This window comes from Nonomuraea sp. NPDC052634 (assembly GCF_040678535.1).
Taxonomy (GTDB): Bacteria; Actinomycetota; Actinomycetes; order Streptosporangiales; family Streptosporangiaceae; genus Nonomuraea; species Nonomuraea fastidiosa.
The window spans coordinates 100,708-120,300 of record NZ_JBFATY010000013.1 but is presented as its reverse complement, the minus strand read 5'-3'; the positions used below and the strand labels follow the sequence as shown (position 1 = coordinate 120,300).

Here is a 19,593-nt window from a genome sequence, read left to right as displayed (position 1 = left end):
GGAACGGGATGAATTTCTGCCTGAGCGACCTCGTACCACCGTTGAGGTGGAGCGACGCGTCGACGATCACGCTACTCACCGGGCAGCCGGATCTGCCGGACGCGTGGTGGCGCAGCCTGCCCATGCCCCGGGTGCTCGCGGCCATCGGCCCCGAGTCGCTGGGCGAGCTGCTGACGGAGATCGCCCTTGAGCACTGGCCCGCGGCTGCGGTCGGCGACGTGCTGCCCGCGCTGCACGTGCTGGATCCCGAAGAGGCCGACGAGCCCGCCGTCGCCATCGCGCTCGACCGGGCCGGCTCGTGGGCGGGGCTGCTCTCGCTGACCGTCCGCGAGCTGATGGATCAGCCCTTCATCCAGGCGCGGCCGGTGCTCAACACGCTGTTCTCCGCCGCGCTGCTCCGCTTCTCGCCCGTCAGGCCCGCCGACGACGAGGACGTGGACGTGGACGTGGTGCCCGCGGGGGCGGCGTCCGTGCCTGCCGTGATGCCGATGCCCGTGCCGGGCGCCGAGGCTCCGGCTCCCGCGCCCGCCGAGGCTCCCGAGCGCGCGGCCGCCGGCGTTCCCGCGCCGGAGGCCCGGCCCGAGCCGGTCGCCGGCGGCGCACCCGCACCCGAGCCGGTCGCCCATGAGGCGCAGATCCCGGCAGAGGCGCTTGCCGAGGACGCGGCCCCCTCCGTGGAGGCTGTTCCCGCCGTCGAGGCCGCGCACGAGGCCAAGGCGGCATCCGATGCGGCGCCCGAAGCGGTGCCCGAAGCGGTGCCCGATGCGTTGCCTGATGCGGTGCCCGAGCAGGAGGCCGTTCCTGAGCAGGAGGCCGTCGCAGCGGCCGACGAGGCGTCCGCGGCAGACCAGGCCGAGGCAGACCGATTCGAGGCAGATCAGGCCGAGGTCGCCCAGGCCGAGGTCGCTCGCGACGCCGAGGAGCGTTCCGAGCAGGACGCCGTCGCCGGGTCCGGCGAGGCCTTCGAGCCCGCCCAGGTCGAGGCGGCCCACGGCGCCGAGGGGCTCGCCGAGGAGGCGGCCGGGCCTCAGGAGGAGGCCGGATCCGAGCCAGAGCCCGAGCCCCAGGCGGCTGCGGGCGAGCCCGAGGAAGCGGCCGAGGCGGAGCCCGAGCCCGAGGTCGCGGCGGCGGGCGCCGGGCACGCCGGTTACGAGTTCACTCCCGAGGACCAGCACGGCGATGAGGAGCCCGCTCAGCCCGGCGGGCAGGAGCTGCCGCAGCTCATCGAGGCCGCCTTCGCCGGTCTCGACGACAAGAGCTGGGCGGTGGCGCAGAACCGCGTCTTCACCGACGAGCCGTCGGCGGCCGACCAGCTCGCCAAGCTCTTCGCGGTGCCCGAGGCCGAGATCATCTCCACGGAGATCGAGCTGCGCGCCAAGCTGGACCGGTGGCTGTCCAGCGACGAGGCGGCCCCGTTCCGTGCGCACCTGGACGAGCTGGTCAGGACGCTCGGCCAGGGCGCTCCCAAGGAGCAGGTGATCGCCGCGGCCGACTGGCATCGGGTGCAGATCCAGGCGCTTGACGTCCCCGCGTGGCAGGTCGTGATGACCGCGCTCGCGCCGCCACCGCCGCCTCCGGCCGTGCCGGAACCCCCGGCCGAGCCGCTGCCCAGGCGGAAGGCGCAGCGCCAGCAGCAGCCGTACCCGCAGCCGCCGGTGGAGCTGGTGCCGTCGGCCTTCGGCCCGGTGCACATGACGCCCGCCCCGCCGCCGGGGCCGCCGCAGTTCCAGGCGTTCACCCCGGTCGTCCCGCCGGCGGGCGATGCGAACGGTGTCGCGGGCGAGGGCGACAAGCCGTACCAGCCGCTGAAGGACGTCTCGCAGACGCGGCGCTGCTTCCGTCAGCCCGACGGCCGCTGGTGGCTGCGCATCGACGTGACGGCCGAGCAGCTCGCGGGCGGCGAGTGCGCGCTGCCCACGGGGTTCGCGTCGTACCTGGGGCTGTCCCCCGGCGAGAGCAAGACGGTCAGGAGCGCCGCGGGCGAGCTGACGATGTCCTGGCACGGCAGGCCGGTGCTGGAGTCGATCGAGCGGCTGCTGGTGGACGTGGGCGCCCGCGAGGGCGGCCACCTGTTCCTGACGCTGTCGGACGAGGGCGTGCTGCGCGCCAGGCACCTGCCCGCGGCCGCGGCGGGTGCCGAGAAGATCACCAAGGCGCTCCGGCTTGTCGGCTACACGGCTCCGGGCGGCACCAGGGAGCAGGCGGCCAGGGTGATCGCCACCCGCATCGGCATGCCCGGCCCCGTGTCCCTGCCCGACCTGCTCGACAGGCTCCGTGAGCGCGGGGACCGCGACCTGCTCGAACTGCTGGACTGAGCCGGTGCCGCGGCTCGCGATCGGCCCTGAGTTTCCCAGGGAGCTCAGCGCACTGGCCCCGCCGGTGCGCAGGAACGCCGTGGTCGCGCTGCGCCGGTTCCTGCTGAACGTGCCGGGCGCGCCGCATCCCGAGCGGGTGCGGGGCGCCAGGGACCCGCGGGTGGCGACCCTGCGCCTGGCGCAGGGCCACCGGGGCGTGGTGGTGCGGCAGCGGGACGTGTACTGGCTGCGTACCGTCCTGCCCGAGCCCGAGGCGTGGTCGTACGCCCGCCGCCACCGCTACGGCGTCAACCCGGTGCTCGGCGTCATCGAGGAGTGGGACGCCGAGGCCCTGGAACGGGTGGAGCCCGCGTTACGCCGCTCGATGCGCCCGTCCCGGCTGTTCGACGCCATCTGCGACGGCGACCTGCTCGGCCTCGGCCTGGACGCGCCGGCACTGCCGCTGTTCCGGCTGATCACGACCGAGGCCGACGTCACCGCGCTGGAGCCGCTGCTGCCGCCCACCCAGTACGCGCCGCTGGCGGTGCTGGCCAGAGGCGGCACGCTGGCCGAGGCGTGGCGCGAACTGGACACCCTGCGGCCGTCCGACGACGAGACCGGCCCGATCGACCCCGACGACCTGTACGCGGCGCTGCGGCGCAGCCCGGACCGCGCGGTGTTCGTGCCCGACAAGGTGGCGCTCGACCGGGTGCTGGAGGCGCCCGAGTGGTGCACGTTCCTGCGTCCCGCGCAGTACCGCCTGGCCAGGGCGGCGGGCTACGACCATCCCGTGCTGGTGATCGGCGGCGCGGGCACCGGCAAGACGGTCGTGGCCCTGCACCGGGCCGCTCACCTGGCCGGTCAGGGCAGGGGGCCGGTGCTGCTGGTGACGTTCTCGCAGAGCCTGGCCGAGGAGCTGTCGGCCCGCCTGGACCGGCTCATCGACGACGAGGTGGTCCGCAAGCGGATCGAGGTGGACAACGCCGAGCGGCTGGCGATCCGCATCGTGGCCGACGCAGAGGGCCGGCGTCCCGCGCTGGTGGGGCCGGGGTCGCGGTCGCTCGCGCAGATCACCGACGAGGCGCTGCGGGTGCTGTCGATCTCCACGGGCGACCTGCTCGACGACGTGGACCCGGGGCGCAAGCCGTACCGGCACGTGGTGGTGGACGAGGCGCAGGACATCAGCCCCGCGCAGTGGCGGCTGCTGCGCGCGGTGGTGCCGCGGGCGCGCGACGACCTGTTCATCGTGGGCGATCCGCACCAGCGGGTGACCGACACGCGGGTGGCGCTCGGCGCCGTCGGCATCCCCGCCGACCAGCACATGCTCGGGGTCTCACACCGGCTGTCGCGGGAGCTGCTGTCCTTCGCCGTACGGCTGCGCGGCGGCGGCCCCGCCCCCGGCCTGGTCAAGGGCGCCACCGTCATGTACGACTACACCGCGACCCGCCACGGCGAGCGGCCGGTCGTCAGGGCGTACGAGTCGGAGGAGGCCGAGCTGGCCGGCCTGCGCACCACGGTCGAGTCGTGGCTGGCCGACGGCGTGCCGCCGGACGAGATCGCGGTCGGGGCGCGCGATCAGCGGCTGGTCCGCGCGGCCAAGCAGGCGCTCGACGGCCTGGACGTGCGGGCGCTGACCTTCCAGCACCTCAAGGGCCTCGAATTCGAGCGGGTGGCGCTGATCGGCGTGGCCGAGGGCGTGGTGCCGCGGCCGCTGCCGCAGGATCCGCCGCCCGATCCGTACGCGCGGGCTCGTGCGCTGGAGCGCGAACGGAGCATACTGTTCGTCGCTTGCACGCGTGCCCGTTCGATCCTCTATATCTCCCATTCCGGAAGGGGCAGCCCGTTTCTACCCCTCTGATCACATAGTCTGAACTGCGGATATATTCCCATTGCCGGTTGGACCTCAATGAACCTCAGCCTGAGCGACCTCGCTCCACCCCTGCGCTGGACCTCTCCTGGTCAGATCGCGCCGATCGTGGAGGAGCCCCAGCTGCCCGAGGCCTGGTGGCAGGCGATCCCGCTCGATCGGGCGTGCGCCATCATCGGCACGCAGACCGTGGCGGGCCACCTGGCCGACCTCGCCGCGGCCTGCTGGGGGCATCTCATGCTCGGCGACATCCTGCCCCTGCTGCGCTTCTCCGACCCCGCCGAGGCCGAGCGGACGCCGGAGGCCCTGGGCAGGGACGTGGTACAGAAGCTGTTCACCGGCGTCTTCGACCGGCTGCTCGAACCCGCGCCCGAGGCCGCGCCGTCCCGGCCGGACAAGCCGCTGCCCGACCTGATCGACGAGCTGTTCGGCGGGCTGGACGACCGGCAGCGGGCCATCGCCCGCGACCGGCTGTACGCCACCCGCAGGGTCACGCTCGACGAGCTGGCCCAGCGCTTCTCGGTCACCCGCGAGCGCATCCGGCAGATCGAACGCGACCTGCGCGAGCACGTGGACGCGTGGCTGGGCAAGCCCGAGGCCGCCGCGCTGGTCGCCCACGTCTCGTGGCTGCGCGGGCGGCTGGGCTCGGCGGTGCCGGCCGACGATCTCCAGGCGGCCGTGCCGTGGCACCGCGCCGAGCTGCGCTCGCTGGGCATCCCGGCCTGGCGCTTCGTCCGTACGCTGCTGACCGGCTACGAGGAGTCGGACGGCTGGCTGGTCGCGGGCGGCGCCGACGACCTGCGGGAGAAGACCCGCCAGCTCTTCGCCGACGGACCGCGCCCGCTGCCCGAGGCCATCGCCATGGTGTCGCAGCTCGGCGTGCGCGAGGACCTCGCCGAGCGGTGGATCCTGGCCGTGCCGCAGCTGCGCGTGCTCGGCCAGCACGTGGTGCCGTGGCCGCGCAGCATCAACGAGAAGGCCGAGGCGGTGCTGGCGGTGGCGGGCACGCCGCTGTCGCCTGAGGAGATCCAGGAGCGCATCGGCGAGGACTACAGCCTCGTCGGCATCCGCAACCAGCTCACCGCCGACGACCGGTTCCGCCGGGTCGACCGCAACAAGTACGGGCTCACGCGCTGGGGCGGCGACGAGTACCTCGGCATCCGCGAGATGATCGTCAGGGAGATCGAGCGGGCCGGCGGCGAGGCCCCGGTGAGCGCCATCGTGGCCAACCTGACCTCGCGCTACGACGTCAGCGAGAGCTCGGTGCGCGCCTACGCGGGCGGCCCGGGGTTCGAGCGGACGCAGCGCGGCTGGATCAGGGTCGCGGGCACGTCGCCGACCGGCGAGGTGGAGCCGTACCAGCCGCGCAAGGACGTCTCGGAGACGCGGCGCAGCTTCCGCTCCCGCGACGGCCGCTGGTGGCACCGGGTGGACATCAACGCCGAGCACCTGCGCGGCTCCGGCTCGCCGCTGCCGACCGGGTTCGCCGCCTACCTCGGGATGGCGCCCGGCGGGCAGCTCACGGCCTCCGCGCCGTCGGGCGACGTGGTGATCAGCTGGCACAACCAGCCGACCATGGGCTCGATCAGGAACGTGCTGCTGGAGTACAAGGCGAGCGAGGGCGACCACGTCTTCCTCACCGTCTCCGACGGCGGCGAGCTGCTGACCCGCTACCTGCCCGCCGCCCCTCCCGGCATGCCGCCCGTCAACCGGGCGCTCTACCTGCTCGGCTACACCGCGCCGGTCAGCTCCGAGATGGAGGGCCTGCGGCTCATCGGCGCCAGGATCGGGCTGTCCGACAACGCGACCCGCGAAGAGGTGATCGCCAGGCTGCGCGAGCGCGGCGACAGGGACATCCTCGGTTTCCTCGGCGTCTGACGGCCGGGCTAAGCTCGGGTGATGGTGCGGATCCACAACACGCGCTCCGGGCGGATCGAGGAGATCGCCGCCGGGCAGGCGCTGCGGATGTACGCGTGCGGGCCCGATGTCCGGCTCCGTGCGCACGTGGGCGATCTGCGTGCCTCCGTGCTGTCCGACCTCATCAGGCGGTTGCTGGAGCGGCGCAGGGTGCGGGTCGTGGCCTGCCAGGGCGTCAGTGACCTCGGCGTGCCGCCTGAGCTTGCGCGCGAGCGTGCGGAGGCGTTCGCGGCCGACGCCGCCGCGCTCAATGTCCGCCCTCCCGAGTACGCGCCCCGGGTCGGCGAGTCTGCCGAGCCGGTCATCGGGCTGATCGCCGCGCTTCTTGAGAAGGGGCACGCGTACGCGGCGGCCGATGGATCGGTGTTCTTCGACGTACGCGCTTTCCCTGCCTACGGGGAGCTCTCCGGTGGCAAGCCCGACGAGCACGCCCTCGCCGATGAGCGCAAGCGGTTCCCCGGCGACTGGGCGCTGTGGGAGCCCGCCGGCGGCGAGGCGGCCTGGCAGGCGCCGTGGGGGCGCGGCCTTCCTGGGCCGCACGTCGGCTGCTCGGCCCTGTCCCTGCGCTTCCTGGGCGCCAGGATCGACGTCCACACCGGCGGCGGCGACCTGCTCTTCCCCCACCATGAGAACGTGCGCGCCCAGTCCGACGCGGCCGCCGGGCACGAGGTGACGCGCCACTGGGCGCACGCCGGGCCCGTGCTGTTCGGCGGGTCCGCTTCTCCGCCGCTCTCCGAGGTGACCGAGGCCGGGCTCGACCCGCTCGCCGTGCGCATGGCGTTCCTGCAGCGCCGCTACCGCGAGCCGCTCGACCTGACGTGGGACGCGCTGCGCGCCGCCGACGGCCTGGTGCGCCGGTGGCGGGCCAGGGTGGCGGAGTGGTCGGAGTCGGTCAGCGCGCCCATGGCCACCGCGTACGCCGAGCGTGCCGAGTCCGCCTTCGCCGACGATCTCGACACCCCCGCCGCCCTGCGGGTGCTGCGCGAGCTGGAGCTGGACGCCTCGGTGGCCCCGGGTGCGAAGTTCGAGACGTTCCTGCACCTCGACTCCCTGCTGGGGCTCGACCTGTCGAGCGACATCGGCAAGCCGCACGTCCTGCCGCCGGGTGCCGGTGAGCTGCTGGCCGCGCGGGAGCGGGCCAAGGAGGCCGGTGACGCGGCGGCGGCCGACCGGCTGCGTGCGGAGCTTGCCGATCTCGGCGTTCGCGTGACCGACGCTCCCGAAGGTCAGATCTGGACCTGAGCACCGCTTTGACCTGCGACGATGTCGGCTCCGGGTCTGAGGAGTGATCGCGAACTGCCAAACTTGATGCCAGTTCGGCATGAAGGAGGTGGCGGTGAGGCCCTTTGCGTGGATGCCGTGGCCCCTGCGGTGGTTCGCTCGGGTGGTGATCGTCCTGCTGGCGCTTGCGGTGGTGCTGGCAGGGGTGTTCGTCTACACGGTGCGCAGGTCGTTCCCGCAAGTGGACGGGTCGTTACGGCTGCCCGGTTTGTCAGGAAGTGTGGAGATTTATCGCGATAAATCAGGAATCCCGCACATCTATGCCGACACCGCTGCCGACCTGTTCATGGCCCAGGGCTTCGTGCACGCCCAGGACCGCTTCTACGAGATGGACTTCCGCCGCCATCTGACCGCCGGCCGCCTGTCGGAGCTCTACGGCGAGGCCACCCTCGACAACGACAAGGCGCTGCGCACCATGGGCTGGCGCCGGGTCGCCGAACAGGAGCTGCCCGAGCTGGCCCAGGAGACGCGGGACTACCTGGCCGCGTACGCGAAGGGCGTCAACGCCTGGCTGTCCGCCAACCCGAACGCCTCCGACCGCAGCCTGGAGTACTCGCTGCTCAAGCTCCAAGGCAGCGGTGGCAAGCCGGAGAAGTGGACGCCGGTCGACTCGCTGGCGTGGCTGAAGGCCATGGCGTGGGACCTGCGCACCAACATGGAGGACGAGATCGACCGCGCGCTGGCGGCGACCAAGCTGCCCAGGGAGCGGGTCGAGCAGCTCTGGCCCGGCTACCCGTACGACCGGCACGCGCCGATCGTCAACGAGGGCGGCATCCGCCAGGGCCGCTTCGAGCAGCACCCCGAGCCGCCTCCCACGCAGCAGAACGCCACCAGGCGGGCGCTCGCGCAGGCCGCCAAGACGCTGTCGAACATCCCGAGCACGATGAGCTCCGGCGACCTCGCGGGCATCGGGTCGAACTCGTGGGTGATCTCCGGCGAGTACACCGCGAGCGGCAAGCCGCTCCTCGCCAACGACCCGCACCTGTCGCCGCAGATGCCGTCCGTCTGGTACCAGGCGGGGCTGCACTGCAGGAAGGTGAGCGAGGAGTGCCCGTACGACGTCACGGGGTTCACCTTCTCCGGCGTGCCCGGCGTGATCATCGGCCACACGGACAAGATCGCGTGGGGGTTCACCAACCTGGGGCCCGACGTGGCCGACCTCTTCCTCGAACAGGTCGAGGGCGACGCGTACCTGTACAAGGGCCAGCAGCTCCCGCTGGACGTCCGCGAGGAGAAGATCAAGGTCGCCGGCGGCAAGACGGTCACGCTGACCGTCAGGAGCACCGTGCACGGGCCGCTCATCAACGAGGTGATCCCGAGCGCGAAGCCGAGCGGCGAGGCCAACGCGGTGGCGCTGCAGTGGACCGCCCTGACGCCGGGACGGACGGCCGACGCCCTCTTCGCGCTCAACAGGGCGAAGGACTGGGACGAGTTCAAGGCCGCGGCCGCGCTGTTCGAGGTGCCCGCCCAGAACCTGATCTACGCCGACACCTCCGGCAAGATCGGGTATCAGGCGCCTGGGCGCATCCCCGTACGCGAGAACGGCGACGGCACCTGGCCCGTGCCCGGCTGGACCGGCGAGTACGACTGGAAGCCCGCGCCCATCCCGTACGACCAGCTCCCGAGCATCGAGGACCCGGCGGACGGCTTCATCGTCACCGCCAACAACGCCGTCATCGACCCCAGCCGCTACCAGCCCCTGCTCACCCAGGACTGGTCCTACGGCTACCGCTCCGAGCGCATCCGCACGCTCATCCGCGAGGCCATCAAGAAGGGCCCCATCGACGCGGCCACCATGGCCCGCATCCAGCAGGACACCCACAACGGCTTCGCCGACACGCTGGTGCCCGCCCTGCTGAAGGTGGACCTGGCCGGCCCCGCCGTACAGGCGAGGGACCTGCTGAAGTCGTGGGACCGGTCACAGAGCCTCGACTCGGCGGCCGCGGCCTACTTCAACGCCGTCTGGCGGCAGCTGCTCATCCTCACCTTCAACGACGACCTGCCGGAAGGGGCCAGGCCGACCGGCGGCGACCGCTGGTACGAGGTGGTCAGGCGGCTGCTCGACGCCCCCGACGACCCGTTCTGGGACGACGTGACCACGAAGAACTACACCGAGACCCGCGACGACATCCTGCGCCAGGCCATGGCCTCCGCGCACCAGGAGCTCGCCGACCGGCTCGGCGAGGACGTCAGGGCGTGGCGCTGGGGCGACCTGCACACGCTCGAACTCGTCAACGGCTCGCTCGGCACCTCCGGCATCGCGCCGATCGAGGCGCTGTTCAACCGGGGGCCGCTGAAGGTCCCGGGCGGTAAGGACGCGGTGAACGCGACCGGGTGGAACGTTCAGAACGGGTACGAGATCACGGCGGTGCCGTCGATGCGGATGGTCGTGGACCTGGCCGACCTGGACAAGTCGCAGTGGATCAACCTGACGGGGGCGTCGGGGCACGCGTACCACGAGAACTATTGGGACCAGGCGGAGGCATGGGCGCGCGGCGACCTGATGCCGATGTACTCGTCCGAGGCCGCCGTGAAGAAGGCCGCCGCCCACACCCTGAAGCTCAACCCCTGACCGGCTCTCCCGGGCCCCCGCTACGCAGCGGGGGCCGCCGCCGGGATCGCGCCGGCGCTCCAGCCGAGCCGCGCTCTTGACAAAATCGAGTCAACCCTGGCTGCCATTCCTCCTGCGCCACCACACCGCTTTGCGCGGATAACCGCCGTCGTCCAAATCGGCTGATCGTTCGAAGATGTTGTACGCCGCCGGATTACCGCAGACCATGACGGACACCAGCATGGCCAGCAGATAGAGCGGCAGCATGGGCAGCCCGAGGCACCAGGCCCACTGCGTCGCATGCCGGCCTTCATGCAGGACAAGCCGCTCACTGAGTGCGTTTCTCCTGGTCAGGACCACATTTCCAACGGTGAAGGCCGCGGCGGCGGGAAAGCGGTAGCGGTAGCCGAAGGCCAGGATGAGCCCGTTCGGGCCGGGTCGCCTGGTCGCGCCGCCGATGACGGCGATCAGCAATCCGAGTGGCGTAGAAAGATTCACATAGTTCGCCACACGCCGGAACCGGAAGCGTCCGTCCATGCGTCTCAGTCTTGACCAAGGTTGACAAGTCGGACCAACGAGACCCGTCCTGAAATCTCCCACAAGAGCAGGATTATGAGATTCTCAATCCTGGGCGCACTTCTCGGCACCGTCGCACTGGCAGGAGCCGGTGGAGTCGCAATCACCCAGACATCGTCGTCCGAACCCCTCCAACTGACTGGTAACCCCTCCCAACAGCGTGTGGCCTTAGCCGTAGACCCCACGACGGCAGACCCCACGGCCTCACCGCCCGCGACGCCCCCCACGGCGTCCACCACGACGTCGCCGCCGCCCGCCGAGACCCTGACCCCGGCCCCCACCCCGACGGAGAGCCCCACGAGCGGGGAGTTCACCGCCGAGACGAAGGTGGTCAAGCGAAGGGGTGTCTCCTATCTGAACGTCTCGGTCACCCATGAGAGCGCGGCCTTCTTCAACATCAAGCAGCGGGTGTGCAAGAGACGGTCGTGCAAGACGGCCGGCGTCGACCTGATCGTGGTCGGCGGCCAGGGCACCGCCAAGGCCCGGCTGGGCCGGGGCACGTACAGGAAGCGCGGGGAGCCGACCGTCATCGTGGCGCCGCTGCCCACCGTCACCGTACGCGAGACCGTCACCGTGACCGAACCCGGGCCCACCGTGACCGTCACCTGTCAGCCGTACGTGGAGCCCACGGAGTCCGTCCCGCCCTCCGACCCGGCGGAGACGCCCGCTCCCACGGTCTCCACGCCTCCGACGGACGGGACCACCCCCACGGAGACCCCGGCTCCGGCCCCGACGCAGACTCCTGCGGAAACGCCTCCGGACACCCCCACGGACACGGCGGCCCCGTCGCCTTCCGTGCCGGTCCTCCCGACCGAGACGCCCACCGGCGTCCCGACGGAGACCCCGTCCGAGACCCCCTCCGAGACCCCCTCCGAGACCCCGACGGACACGATCCCGACCTGCCCACCGCCGTCGGAGCCTCCGGCGGAGCAGCCGACGGAGGAACCGACACAGGAACCGACGGAGGAACCGACCCCGACGGAAACCAGCGTCCCCACGGAGACCCCGACATCGACGGAGACTCCGACCGAGAGCACGGCGCCCGATCCGTCCCAGACGGGGAGCGTCCCGGTTCAGTAACGCCCCGCACGGGGTCACCCGGCTCATCGCCGGGACACCTCATCGCACAGTGAACGGGCCAGGCCGGCAGCGCCTGGCCCGTCACACGTCCGCATCCTCCGTCCGGCGCGGGCCGAACGTCACAGCGACTTGTAGCGGCCCTCGTGGTACAGCAGGGGCGCGGCGCCCGACGGGGTGCCGAGCGCCGTCACACCGCCCACCACGATCGAGTGGTCACCGCCGTCGTGCACCGCCGTGGTCGTGCACTCCAGGGTGGCGATGGCGTCGTCGAAGAGCGCGACGCCCGACTCGCCCCGGTGGTGGGCCCAGGTGGCGAGCTGTCCGTTGAGCGGCCGGCCGCGGTGGGCGAAGAAGCGGGAGGCGTCCTCCATGGTGGCCGGCAGCACCGAGACGCCCCACACCCCGGCCTCCAGCACGGCGTCGTGGAAGCGCGCGATCTTCTCCGCGCAGAAGAGCACAAGCAGGGGATCGAGCGAGACGGAGGTGAAGGAGTTGATCGTCATCGCGTGATCGGCATCGCCACGCCTGGTCGTGACGATCGCGACTCCGGTGGCGAAGCGGCCGACGACCTTACGGAAAGTTGCAGGGTCTACGTGCCGCTCTGTGGAATGCACTCAGATACTTTATGCCTTTAGGTCTGGTTCTTTAACGGGGTACCCCCGCAAAAGCCACGAACCGCCTCCTGACGAGGGCGAAAGCAGATAAGCCGCGACAAGGCTCACCAAACCGCCGTACAGGTAGACGTAACCCGGAGTGCCGGCGGCGATCACCAGGTCGCCCGAGCCCAGCTCCAGCGTGAACGGCATCGTCACCAGCAGCCACCCGAGCGCCGTCGCCATGGCCCCGAGCCGCGCGCTCATCAGCTTGCCCGCGCCCAGGCTCACCCCGAACAGCGCCAGCACCCACAGCACGGCCGCGCCGGGCACCGGCCCGACCTGCCACTCCGGATGCGTGAACCCGCCCACGACCGCCATGACGACGCCGAGCACGAACAGCATGCCGTACGCGGCGCCGCCGAGCGCCGATTCGGCTTGGCTGCGATGTTCCATGTCGAACGAGGTTAGTGGATGCCCGCGAACAGATCGTTCTCGCGGTTGTGCGGCTCACCGAGGCCCCCGGCCTCGACCGGCGGTCCCGGCACCGAGGGACCCGGGACGCCGATGGCCAGCCTGTAGTGCTCGACGCCGAGGATCTCCTGGCCGATGTCGTTGGACAGGGCGTACCACGGCGGGCGGACGGTGATCTGGGTGGCGTGGGCGCGCATGGCCTCGATCTTGTTGCCGATCCAGGGCCGCGCGTCGATCTCGGTGGTGACCTCCTCGTCGGCGCAGCCGAACGGCATGTCGTCGACGTCCTCGATGAGGAAGCCGGTGTCGGCCTCGCGCAGCGCCTCCGTGCCGCGCCGCAGGATCGATCGGGGGACGGCGGTGTGGTAGAACTTCGCGATCTGCCACGGCTCGCCCTCGCCGTAGCCGGGCTTCGCCGCCAGCTCGAACGCCCTGCGCGAAACCCGGTGCGCCTGGATGTGGTCGGGGTGACCGTAGAAGCCGTTGTCGTCGTACGTGACCAGGACCTGGGGGCGTACCTCGCGGATGACCTTGACCAGCTCCCCCGCCGCCTCGTCGAGGTCGGCGCGCCAGAACGCCCTCGGGTGGTCGTTGGAGGCGACGCCCATCATGCCCGAGTCGCGCCAGCGGCCGGGCCCGCCGAGGAAGCGGTGGTCCTCCACGCCGAGCGCCTGGCAGGCGGCGGCCAGCTCGCCGACGCGGTACGGCCCGAGCGCGTCGTCACGATCGGCCGCCAGGTGCGCGAGATCGCCGGGGATGATCTCCCCCTCCTCGCCGAGCGTGCACGTCACGAGCGTCACGTGGGCGCCCTCCGCGACGTACTTCGCGATGGTGGCGCCGGTGCCGATCGACTCGTCGTCCGGATGGGCGTGCACGAGCAGCAGCCGTCGGTCAGTCATGGTCACGAGCGTAGCAATGGCAGGATTGAGGCCATGAGCGAGAGCTTCCCGCGCCTGAATGCCAGGACCCGCCGCTTCACGCTGGGCGTTCCCAGAGGCTTCACGATCTCCCCGGACGGCGGCCGGGTGGTGTTCCTGCGTACGAAGACGGGCACCGATCCGGTGACCTGTCTGTGGGAGCTCGACACCGAGACCCACGTCGAGCGCCTGGTCGTCGACCCGCGCGAGCTGCACGGCGAGGACGAGGAGAACCTTCCGCCGGAGGAGCGGGCAAGGCGCGAGCGCAGCAGGGAGGCGGCGGGCGGCATCGTCGCGTACGCCACCGACTTCCACGTGAGCAAGGTCTGCTTCGCGCTGTCCGGGCAGCTCTATGTGGCGGAGCTGGCCGGCGGGCGGACGCGCAGGCTGGAGACGCCAGGGGCGGTCATCGACCCCCGCCTGTCCCCCGACGGGCGGCATGTCGCCTATGTGACGGGCGGCGCGCTGCGCGTCCAGGACCTCGCGTCCGGCCATGACCGCGCGCTGGCCGAGCCGGAGTCGCCGACGGTGACGTACGGGCTGGCCGAGTTCATCGCCGCCGAGGAGATGGACAGGATGCGCGGCTTCTGGTGGTCGCCGCAGAGCGACGCGCTGCTGGTCGAGCGCGCCGACGAGGCGCCCGTCCAGGTGTGGCACATCGCCGACCCGGCCAACCCCGACCGTCCCGCGACCGCCCAGCGCTATCCCGCCGCCGGCACGCCCAACGCGATCACCGAGCTCTACGTGCTGGGGCTCGACGGCTCGCGGGTGGGGGTGCCATACGAGGAGGAGTACCTCGCCAACGCGGCCTGGGACGCCCACGCGCTGTCGATCGTCACGCTCACCCGCGACCAGCGCACGATGCGGCTGTTCGAGGTCGATCCGGCCAGCGGCGCCAAGACGCTCGTCCGCGAGGACACCGACCCCGCCTGGGTCGACATCGTGCCCGGCGTGCCCGCCCACCTCGACGACGGCTCCCTGGTGTGGGTGGCCAACTCCGAGGGCGGCCACCGGCTGTTCGTCGGCGACCGCGCCGTCACGCCGCCGACCCTCCAGGTGCGCGCCGTGCTCGACGTCGATCACGACAGCGTGCTGTTCACCGCGAGCGGCGACCCCACCGAGATCCAGCTCTGGACGTGGGACGGCCACTCGCTGCTGCCCGTCTCGACCCGGTCCGGGGTGTTCTCCGGACGCATGGCGGGCGGTGTCGGCGTGCTGACCGAGCAGAGCCTCGACGCCGAAGGGGTCTCCACGACGGTCGTACGCCGCGACGGGATGGCCGTACCGATCCCGTCCTTCGCCGAGCCTCCGGGCCTCGACCTGCGGGTCTCCATCGGCCGTTCCGGCCGGCGCGAGCTGGCCACCGCCGTGGTGCTGCCCTCCTGGCACGAGCCGGGCTCGCGCAAGCTGCCCGTGCTGATGGACCCGTACGGCGGCCCGCACGCCCAGCGGGTGCTCAACCGGCGGGCCTCGTACCTGGAGAGCCAGTGGTTCGCCGAGCAGGGCTTCGCCGTCATCGTCGCCGACGGCCGCGGCACCCCCGGGCGAGGCGTCGACTTCGAGCGCGCCGTGCTCAACGACCTCGCCACCCCCGCGCTCGAGGACCAGATCGACGCGCTGCAGGGCGTCGCCGAGCAGTACCCCGACGACCTCGACCTGTCGCGGGTCGCCATCCGCGGCTGGTCGTTCGGCGGCTTCCTGGCGGCGCTCGCCGTCCTGCGCCGCCCCGACGTCTTCCACGCCGCCGTGGCGGGCGCGCCGGTGACCGACTGGCGGCTGTACGACACCTGCTACACCGAGCGCTACCTCGGCGACCCCAACGAACAGCCGGAGGTCTACGAGAAGTCGTCGCTGTTCGCCGACGCGGCCAAGCTCGAACGCCCCCTCCTCCTCATCCACGGCCTGGCCGACGACAACGTCGTGTCCGCCCACACGCTGCGCCTGTCCTCCGCGCTGCTGGCGGCCGGGCGGCAGCACAGCGTGCTGCCGCTGTCGGGGGTGACGCACATGACGCCGCAGGAGGTCGTGGCGGAGAACCTGCTGCTGTTGCAGGTGGACTTCCTGAAGAAGACGCTGGGCTAGCGGTCTTCACGCGGAAGGCCGGGCGGGATTCGTGTCCCGCCCGGCCTTTTTCGCGTACGGGGACGAGGGAAGGCGGGACGTGCGGCGTGGCGTACGGCGGGCTGACGGGCGATGCGGCGTACGGCGGACTAACGAGCGATGCGGCGTACGGCGGACTAACGGGCAGTGCGGCGTACGGCGGACTGACGGGCGATGCGGCGTATGGCGGGCTGAACGGCGGAGGGACGGCAGGCGGACTGGGGTCTGTCGAACCCAGGTCGTACAACAGGCCCCTGAAAACCAAACCCTGGTCCGACGCGAACCCGGCCCCGGCTCCGGCATCGTGATCGCCATGCTGAAGCCCCTGACCGTGGCCTTGACCCTGCTCACCACGCCCTTCCACCAGCCCGCCACTACCTTGCAGCAACCCTCGACCGCCGCAGAGGCACAAGCTTCCGGGGCGACCACGGTCGGCTCCCGGTCGTCGCTCAACTGGCGACCCTGCCAGAGCGGCGAGACGGGCGGCGGGGGCACGGAGATGGACTGCGCCGACCTAGAGGTGCCGGTCGACTGGCGGAAACCCGAGGGGCGGAAGATCACCCTCAAGGTGGGCAGGCTCAAGGCCACCGGCCCGTCGAAGGGCCAGGTTCTGGTGGCGTACGGCGGTCCGGGAGCCCCGGGCATCGCCATGACGCGTTCGCTCGCCGACTGGTGGACGAAGCTCCGCCGCCACATGGACGTCATCACGTGGGACACCCGCGGCTACGGCGAGCAGTTCGGGGGCCTGAGCACCGGCCTGCCCTGCTCGTGGACCCGCATCCCCATCGCCGCCGTGCCGCGCGACGACGCCGACTTCGGCCGCCTGTCCGACACCAACCGCGGCTACGCCGAAGCCTGCCGGCTCAAAGACCCTGAGCTGTTCGCCAACATGAGCTCGGCCGACCACGCCAGGGACATGGAGGCGATCAGGAAGGCCCTGGGCGCGGACAAGCTCAACTTCTACGGCGCCTCCTACGCAGGCTTCTACGGCCAGGCGTACGCCCGCCTCTTTCCTGACCGCGTCCGCACGATGGTCCTCGACGGCACGCTCAACCACAGCGCCGCCGACTGGACCCGCGAGCTGGAGGCGACGGCGAAGTCCAACGAGCAGTCCATGCGGCGCTTCTTCACGTGGTGCGCCGCGAACGGCTGTGGTGACGTACGAGCCCTCTGGCGCAAGCTGATCGCCCGCGCCGACCGCTCCCCCGTCCCCACCGGCACGGCGAACGTCGCCTACCGGGCCATCGACCTCCAGTCCTTCGCCCTCGGCCTCGCCCGCCAGGGTGAGACCGCCTGGCCCAAGCTCGCCGAGGCCATCCGCAAGGCCGCCAAGGGCGACGCCTCGGGCTTCGTCCCCGCCAAGGGCGCCCGCTACCCCGACCAGGCCACCCCGGTCACCGAGTGCACCGACTGGCCTCGCCCCGCCACCCGCAAAGAGCTGATGACCACTCTGGCCAGGCTCCGCAAGCTCGCGCCCAACACGGGGGCCGCCAACACCCCGGCCTCGGCCACCCTCAACTGCATCGGCTGGCCCGTCCCGGTGACCAATCCGCCGACCACCTTGCCTAAGGGCCTGCCGCCGCTGCTCGGCGCGGGCGCCTGGCACGAGTCGGACTCGGCGCAGCGCGTGCTCTCCCAGGTCCCCGGCAGCGTCGTCATCCGCCACGACGGCCCCGGCCACACCCTCTACGGCACCAACGCCTGCGCCCGCGACCACATCGACACGTACCTGACCACCCGCGCCCTCCCCTCCAAGACCACGACGTGCTGACCGCGGCGAGAACCACGAGGTTCCCTCCCCCCGTCGAGCACGAGGCGCTGACCCCGGAGACCAAGACGCCACTCGGACAACCGAGAAGCCGCGCGGACGCCGAGAACCCAACCGGGCAAACAAGAAGCCGCCCGCACGACCAAGAAACCACCCGGACAAACGAGAAGCCGCCCGCACGACCAAGAAACCACCCGGATAAGCGAAAAGCTGACCGGACGACCGGGAAGCCAGCAGGACGACCGAGAAGCACCAAAGAGGAACAGAACCCCAACCCGACACAACCACCCAGCAACAGCGCCGCTGATGACACCCGATCCCCTGATGACGCCCGGATCCCTGATGGCACCCCGGATCCCTGATGGCACCCCGGTCCCCGACACACCATCAAGGGATGTTGGAATGCAGACATGACGCTGGATCACCTTGTCTACGCCACTCCCAACCTCGACACCACCGTGGCCGAGATCGAGCAGCAGCTCGACGTACAGATGGTGGAGGGCGGGCGACATCCAGGGCTCGGCACCCGCAACCGGCTGCTCGGCCTGGGCGGCAGGGCGTACCTGGAGATCATCGGCCCGGATCCGGAGCAGGAGCCGCCGACCGGGCCGCGTCCGTTCGGCATCGACACGCTCACCATGGCACGGCTGGTGACGTGGGCGGCGGCGGTGACGGACATCGACGCGGCGGTCGCCCGTGCCCGCGAGCGGGGCTACGACCCCGGCGACCCCCAGGACATGTCCCGCCACACGCCCTCCGGCGAGCTGCTGAGCTGGCGGCTCACCCCACCGTCCAAGGCGGGCCTGGTGCCCTTCCTCATCGACTGGGGCGCCACCCGCCATCCCACGGAGACGGGCCTGCCGACGGTCGAGCTGACGTCGTTCCGCGCCCGCCATCCCGACCCCGAGGCGATACGCCGCGACCTTTCGGCCCTGGACGTCCACCTCGACCTCGACCTCGACCACGGCACCACCCCCACCCTCACCGCCGTCCTGAGAACCGACCGCGGCTCCCTCACCCTCACCTGACCCAGCACCCGGGCCCGACCCCGTTCCGTCCACGGGTGACCTTGCAGGCAGCGCGGAACTCCTCAGGTTGGTTTCGACCGCCTACCTGCAGGCGGACCGTCGGGACCGAGGACCGAATCAGGACTCAGTGCTGGGGTTGGAGTTGGGGTTGCCGTGCCAGCTGCGCCAGAGTGCCGCGTACGAGCCGCCCGCCGCGACCAGTTCGTCGTGCGAGCCCAGCTCCGTGATCCGGCCGTCCTCGACAACCGCCACCCGGTCGGCGTCGTGGGCGGTGTAGAGGCGGTGGGCGATGGCGATGACCGTGCGGCCTTCCAGGACGGCGGCCAAGGAACGTTCGAGGTCGCGGGCGGCCCGGGGGTCGATGAGGGAGGTGGCCTCGTCCAGGACGAGGGTGTGCGGGTCGGCGAGTACGAGCCGGGCCAGCGCTAGCTGCTGGGCCTGAGCTGGTGACACGGCGTGGCCGCCGGAGCCGACCTCGGTGTCCAGGCCGTCGGGCAGGTCCAGCACCCAGTCGAGGGCGTCCACGGCCTTGAGCGCCGCGACGACCGCGGAGTCGGCGGCGTCCGGGCGGGCGATGATGAGGTTGTCGCGGATGGTGCCCTTGAACACGTGGTGTTCCTGGGTGACGAGGGCGACCTGGCCGCGCAGCTCGTCGAGCGGCAGCTCCACCAGCGGCACGCCGCCGACGGTGACGGACCCGGTGCGGGGGCCGTGGATGCCGGCCAGCAGCCGTCCGAGCGTGGACTTACCCGCCCCCGACGGCCCCACCACGGCCAGCCGCTCCCCCGGCCGGACGGTCAGGGACACGCCGTGCAGCACGTCGTGCCCTTCCCGGTAGGCGTACCGGACGTCGGAAGCGCGCAACACGTTCTCGTCGGATTCCGGCTCACCGAGACCACTCTCGCCCGACGCGCCGCCGGGCTCGTCCGCCGACCGCCCGCCGGCAGCCGCCATCACGTGTCCGTCCAGAGTGCAGTCCTGCTCGCCTGCCGACTGTCCGGCTGAAGCCTCAGGTTCGCCGGAGGCGGTCGCCGCTCGGTCAGCCGTGGCAGCGGCCGCAACATCAGCGGAGGCGAGGGCGGGGACTGTGCTGCTCGAGGCGGTCGCCGGGCTCGTGGCGGCGGTCACAGCACCGGTGGCAGCGGCC

The 19,593-nt window shown here is 71.8% G+C and carries 13 protein-coding genes and 1 pseudogene; 9 read left to right on the top strand and 5 right to left on the bottom strand.

Annotation, left to right across the window (positions count from 1 at the left end):
• The first annotated feature begins 41 nt into the window (after window positions 1-41).
• The 5 genes from AB0K67_RS35700 (at window position 42) to AB0K67_RS35680 (ending at window position 9,931) form a co-directional block, all read left to right on the top strand.
• The gene (locus tag AB0K67_RS35700) at window positions 42-2,315 is read left to right on the top strand and encodes a hypothetical protein (protein ID WP_364068968.1); all 2,274 of its coding nucleotides are present in this window, start codon (window positions 42-44) and stop codon (window positions 2,313-2,315) included.
• 4 nt (window positions 2,316-2,319) lie between these two features.
• Entirely contained in the window at window positions 2,320-4,152 is a 1,833-nt protein-coding gene (locus tag AB0K67_RS35695; RefSeq protein ID WP_364068966.1) for a UvrD-helicase domain-containing protein, read from the top strand.
• 48 nt (window positions 4,153-4,200) lie between these two features.
• Complete coding sequence (locus AB0K67_RS35690; protein WP_364068964.1) at window positions 4,201-6,039, top strand: sigma factor-like helix-turn-helix DNA-binding protein; 1,839 nt, start codon at window positions 4,201-4,203, stop codon at window positions 6,037-6,039.
• Between the two features lie 21 nt (window positions 6,040-6,060).
• The gene (locus AB0K67_RS35685) at window positions 6,061-7,320 is read left to right on the top strand and encodes a cysteine--tRNA ligase (RefSeq protein WP_364068962.1); all 1,260 of its coding nucleotides are present in this window, start codon (window positions 6,061-6,063) and stop codon (window positions 7,318-7,320) included.
• 112 nt (window positions 7,321-7,432) lie between these two features.
• A complete protein-coding gene (locus AB0K67_RS35680) occupies window positions 7,433-9,931 on the top strand; it encodes a penicillin acylase family protein (protein ID WP_364069130.1) in 2,499 nt (832 codons plus the stop codon).
• A 90-nt stretch (window positions 9,932-10,021) separates the two neighbouring features.
• On the opposite strand, the gene AB0K67_RS35675 is transcribed toward AB0K67_RS35680, so the two are convergent.
• The gene (locus tag AB0K67_RS35675) at window positions 10,022-10,447 is read right to left on the bottom strand and encodes a hypothetical protein (RefSeq protein WP_364068960.1); all 426 of its coding nucleotides are present in this window, start codon (window positions 10,445-10,447) and stop codon (window positions 10,022-10,024) included.
• A gap of 201 nt (window positions 10,448-10,648) precedes the next feature.
• Between AB0K67_RS35675 and AB0K67_RS35670 the strand changes: the two genes are divergently transcribed.
• Window positions 10,649-11,566, top strand: a complete 918-nt coding sequence (locus AB0K67_RS35670; RefSeq protein ID WP_364068958.1) for a hypothetical protein — start codon at window positions 10,649-10,651, stop codon at window positions 11,564-11,566.
• A 119-nt stretch (window positions 11,567-11,685) separates the two neighbouring features.
• Here AB0K67_RS35670 and AB0K67_RS35665 read toward each other — a convergent pair whose 3' ends face one another.
• Genes AB0K67_RS35665 through mshB form a run of 3 tightly spaced genes read right to left on the bottom strand, consistent with a single transcriptional unit; the run spans window position 11,686 to window position 13,532 of the window.
• The gene (locus tag AB0K67_RS35665) at window positions 11,686-12,180 is read right to left on the bottom strand and encodes a flavin reductase family protein (RefSeq protein WP_364068956.1); all 495 of its coding nucleotides are present in this window, start codon (window positions 12,178-12,180) and stop codon (window positions 11,686-11,688) included.
• A gap of 9 nt (window positions 12,181-12,189) precedes the next feature.
• Complete coding sequence (locus AB0K67_RS35660) at window positions 12,190-12,615, bottom strand: DUF6113 family protein (RefSeq protein WP_364068954.1); 426 nt, start codon at window positions 12,613-12,615, stop codon at window positions 12,190-12,192.
• Between the two features lie 11 nt (window positions 12,616-12,626).
• Window positions 12,627-13,532, bottom strand: a complete 906-nt coding sequence (mshB, locus tag AB0K67_RS35655; RefSeq protein ID WP_364068952.1) for an N-acetyl-1-D-myo-inositol-2-amino-2-deoxy-alpha-D-glucopyranoside deacetylase — start codon at window positions 13,530-13,532, stop codon at window positions 12,627-12,629.
• 33 nt (window positions 13,533-13,565) lie between these two features.
• Between mshB and AB0K67_RS35650 the strand changes: the two genes are divergently transcribed.
• The 3 genes from AB0K67_RS35650 (at window position 13,566) to AB0K67_RS35640 (ending at window position 18,446) form a co-directional block, all read left to right on the top strand.
• Window positions 13,566-15,632 carry a prolyl oligopeptidase family serine peptidase gene (locus AB0K67_RS35650; RefSeq protein WP_364068950.1) on the top strand — a complete coding sequence of 689 codons (2,067 nt, stop codon included), beginning with the start codon at window positions 13,566-13,568 and terminating at the stop codon, window positions 15,630-15,632.
• A 331-nt stretch (window positions 15,633-15,963) separates the two neighbouring features.
• Window positions 15,964-17,421 (top strand): alpha/beta fold hydrolase, encoded by a 1,458-nt coding sequence (locus AB0K67_RS35645; protein WP_364068948.1) that lies wholly within the window; start codon window positions 15,964-15,966, stop codon window positions 17,419-17,421.
• A gap of 407 nt (window positions 17,422-17,828) precedes the next feature.
• A complete protein-coding gene (locus tag AB0K67_RS35640) occupies window positions 17,829-18,446 on the top strand; it encodes a VOC family protein (RefSeq protein ID WP_364068946.1) in 618 nt (205 codons plus the stop codon).
• A 117-nt stretch (window positions 18,447-18,563) separates the two neighbouring features.
• On the opposite strand, the pseudogene AB0K67_RS35635 reads toward AB0K67_RS35640, so the two are convergent.
• A pseudogene (locus tag AB0K67_RS35635) lies at window positions 18,564-19,301 on the bottom strand (ABC transporter ATP-binding protein); the annotation flags it as partial.
• Between the last annotated feature and the right edge of the window lie 292 nt (window positions 19,302-19,593).

Bases quoted from the DNA above. Each gene is read 5' to 3' on its own strand.
- AB0K67_RS35680 (WP_364069130.1), top strand. From the start codon at position 7,433: ATGCCGTGGCCCCTGCGGTGGTTCGCTCGGGTGGTGATCGTCCTGCTG.
- AB0K67_RS35690 (WP_364068964.1), top strand. From the start codon at position 4,201: ATGAACCTCAGCCTGAGCGACCTCGCTCCACCCCTGCGCTGGACCTCT.
- AB0K67_RS35675 (WP_364068960.1), bottom strand. From the start codon at position 10,447: ATGGACGGACGCTTCCGGTTCCGGCGTGTGGCGAACTATGTGAATCTT.
- mshB (WP_364068952.1), bottom strand. From the start codon at position 13,532: ATGACTGACCGACGGCTGCTGCTCGTGCACGCCCATCCGGACGACGAG.
- AB0K67_RS35660 (WP_364068954.1), bottom strand. From the start codon at position 12,615: ATGGAACATCGCAGCCAAGCCGAATCGGCGCTCGGCGGCGCCGCGTAC.
- AB0K67_RS35650 (WP_364068950.1), top strand. From the start codon at position 13,566: ATGAGCGAGAGCTTCCCGCGCCTGAATGCCAGGACCCGCCGCTTCACG.
- AB0K67_RS35645 (WP_364068948.1), top strand. From the start codon at position 15,964: ATGCTGAAGCCCCTGACCGTGGCCTTGACCCTGCTCACCACGCCCTTC.
- AB0K67_RS35685 (WP_364068962.1), top strand. From the start codon at position 6,061: ATGGTGCGGATCCACAACACGCGCTCCGGGCGGATCGAGGAGATCGCC.
- AB0K67_RS35640 (WP_364068946.1), top strand. From the start codon at position 17,829: ATGACGCTGGATCACCTTGTCTACGCCACTCCCAACCTCGACACCACC.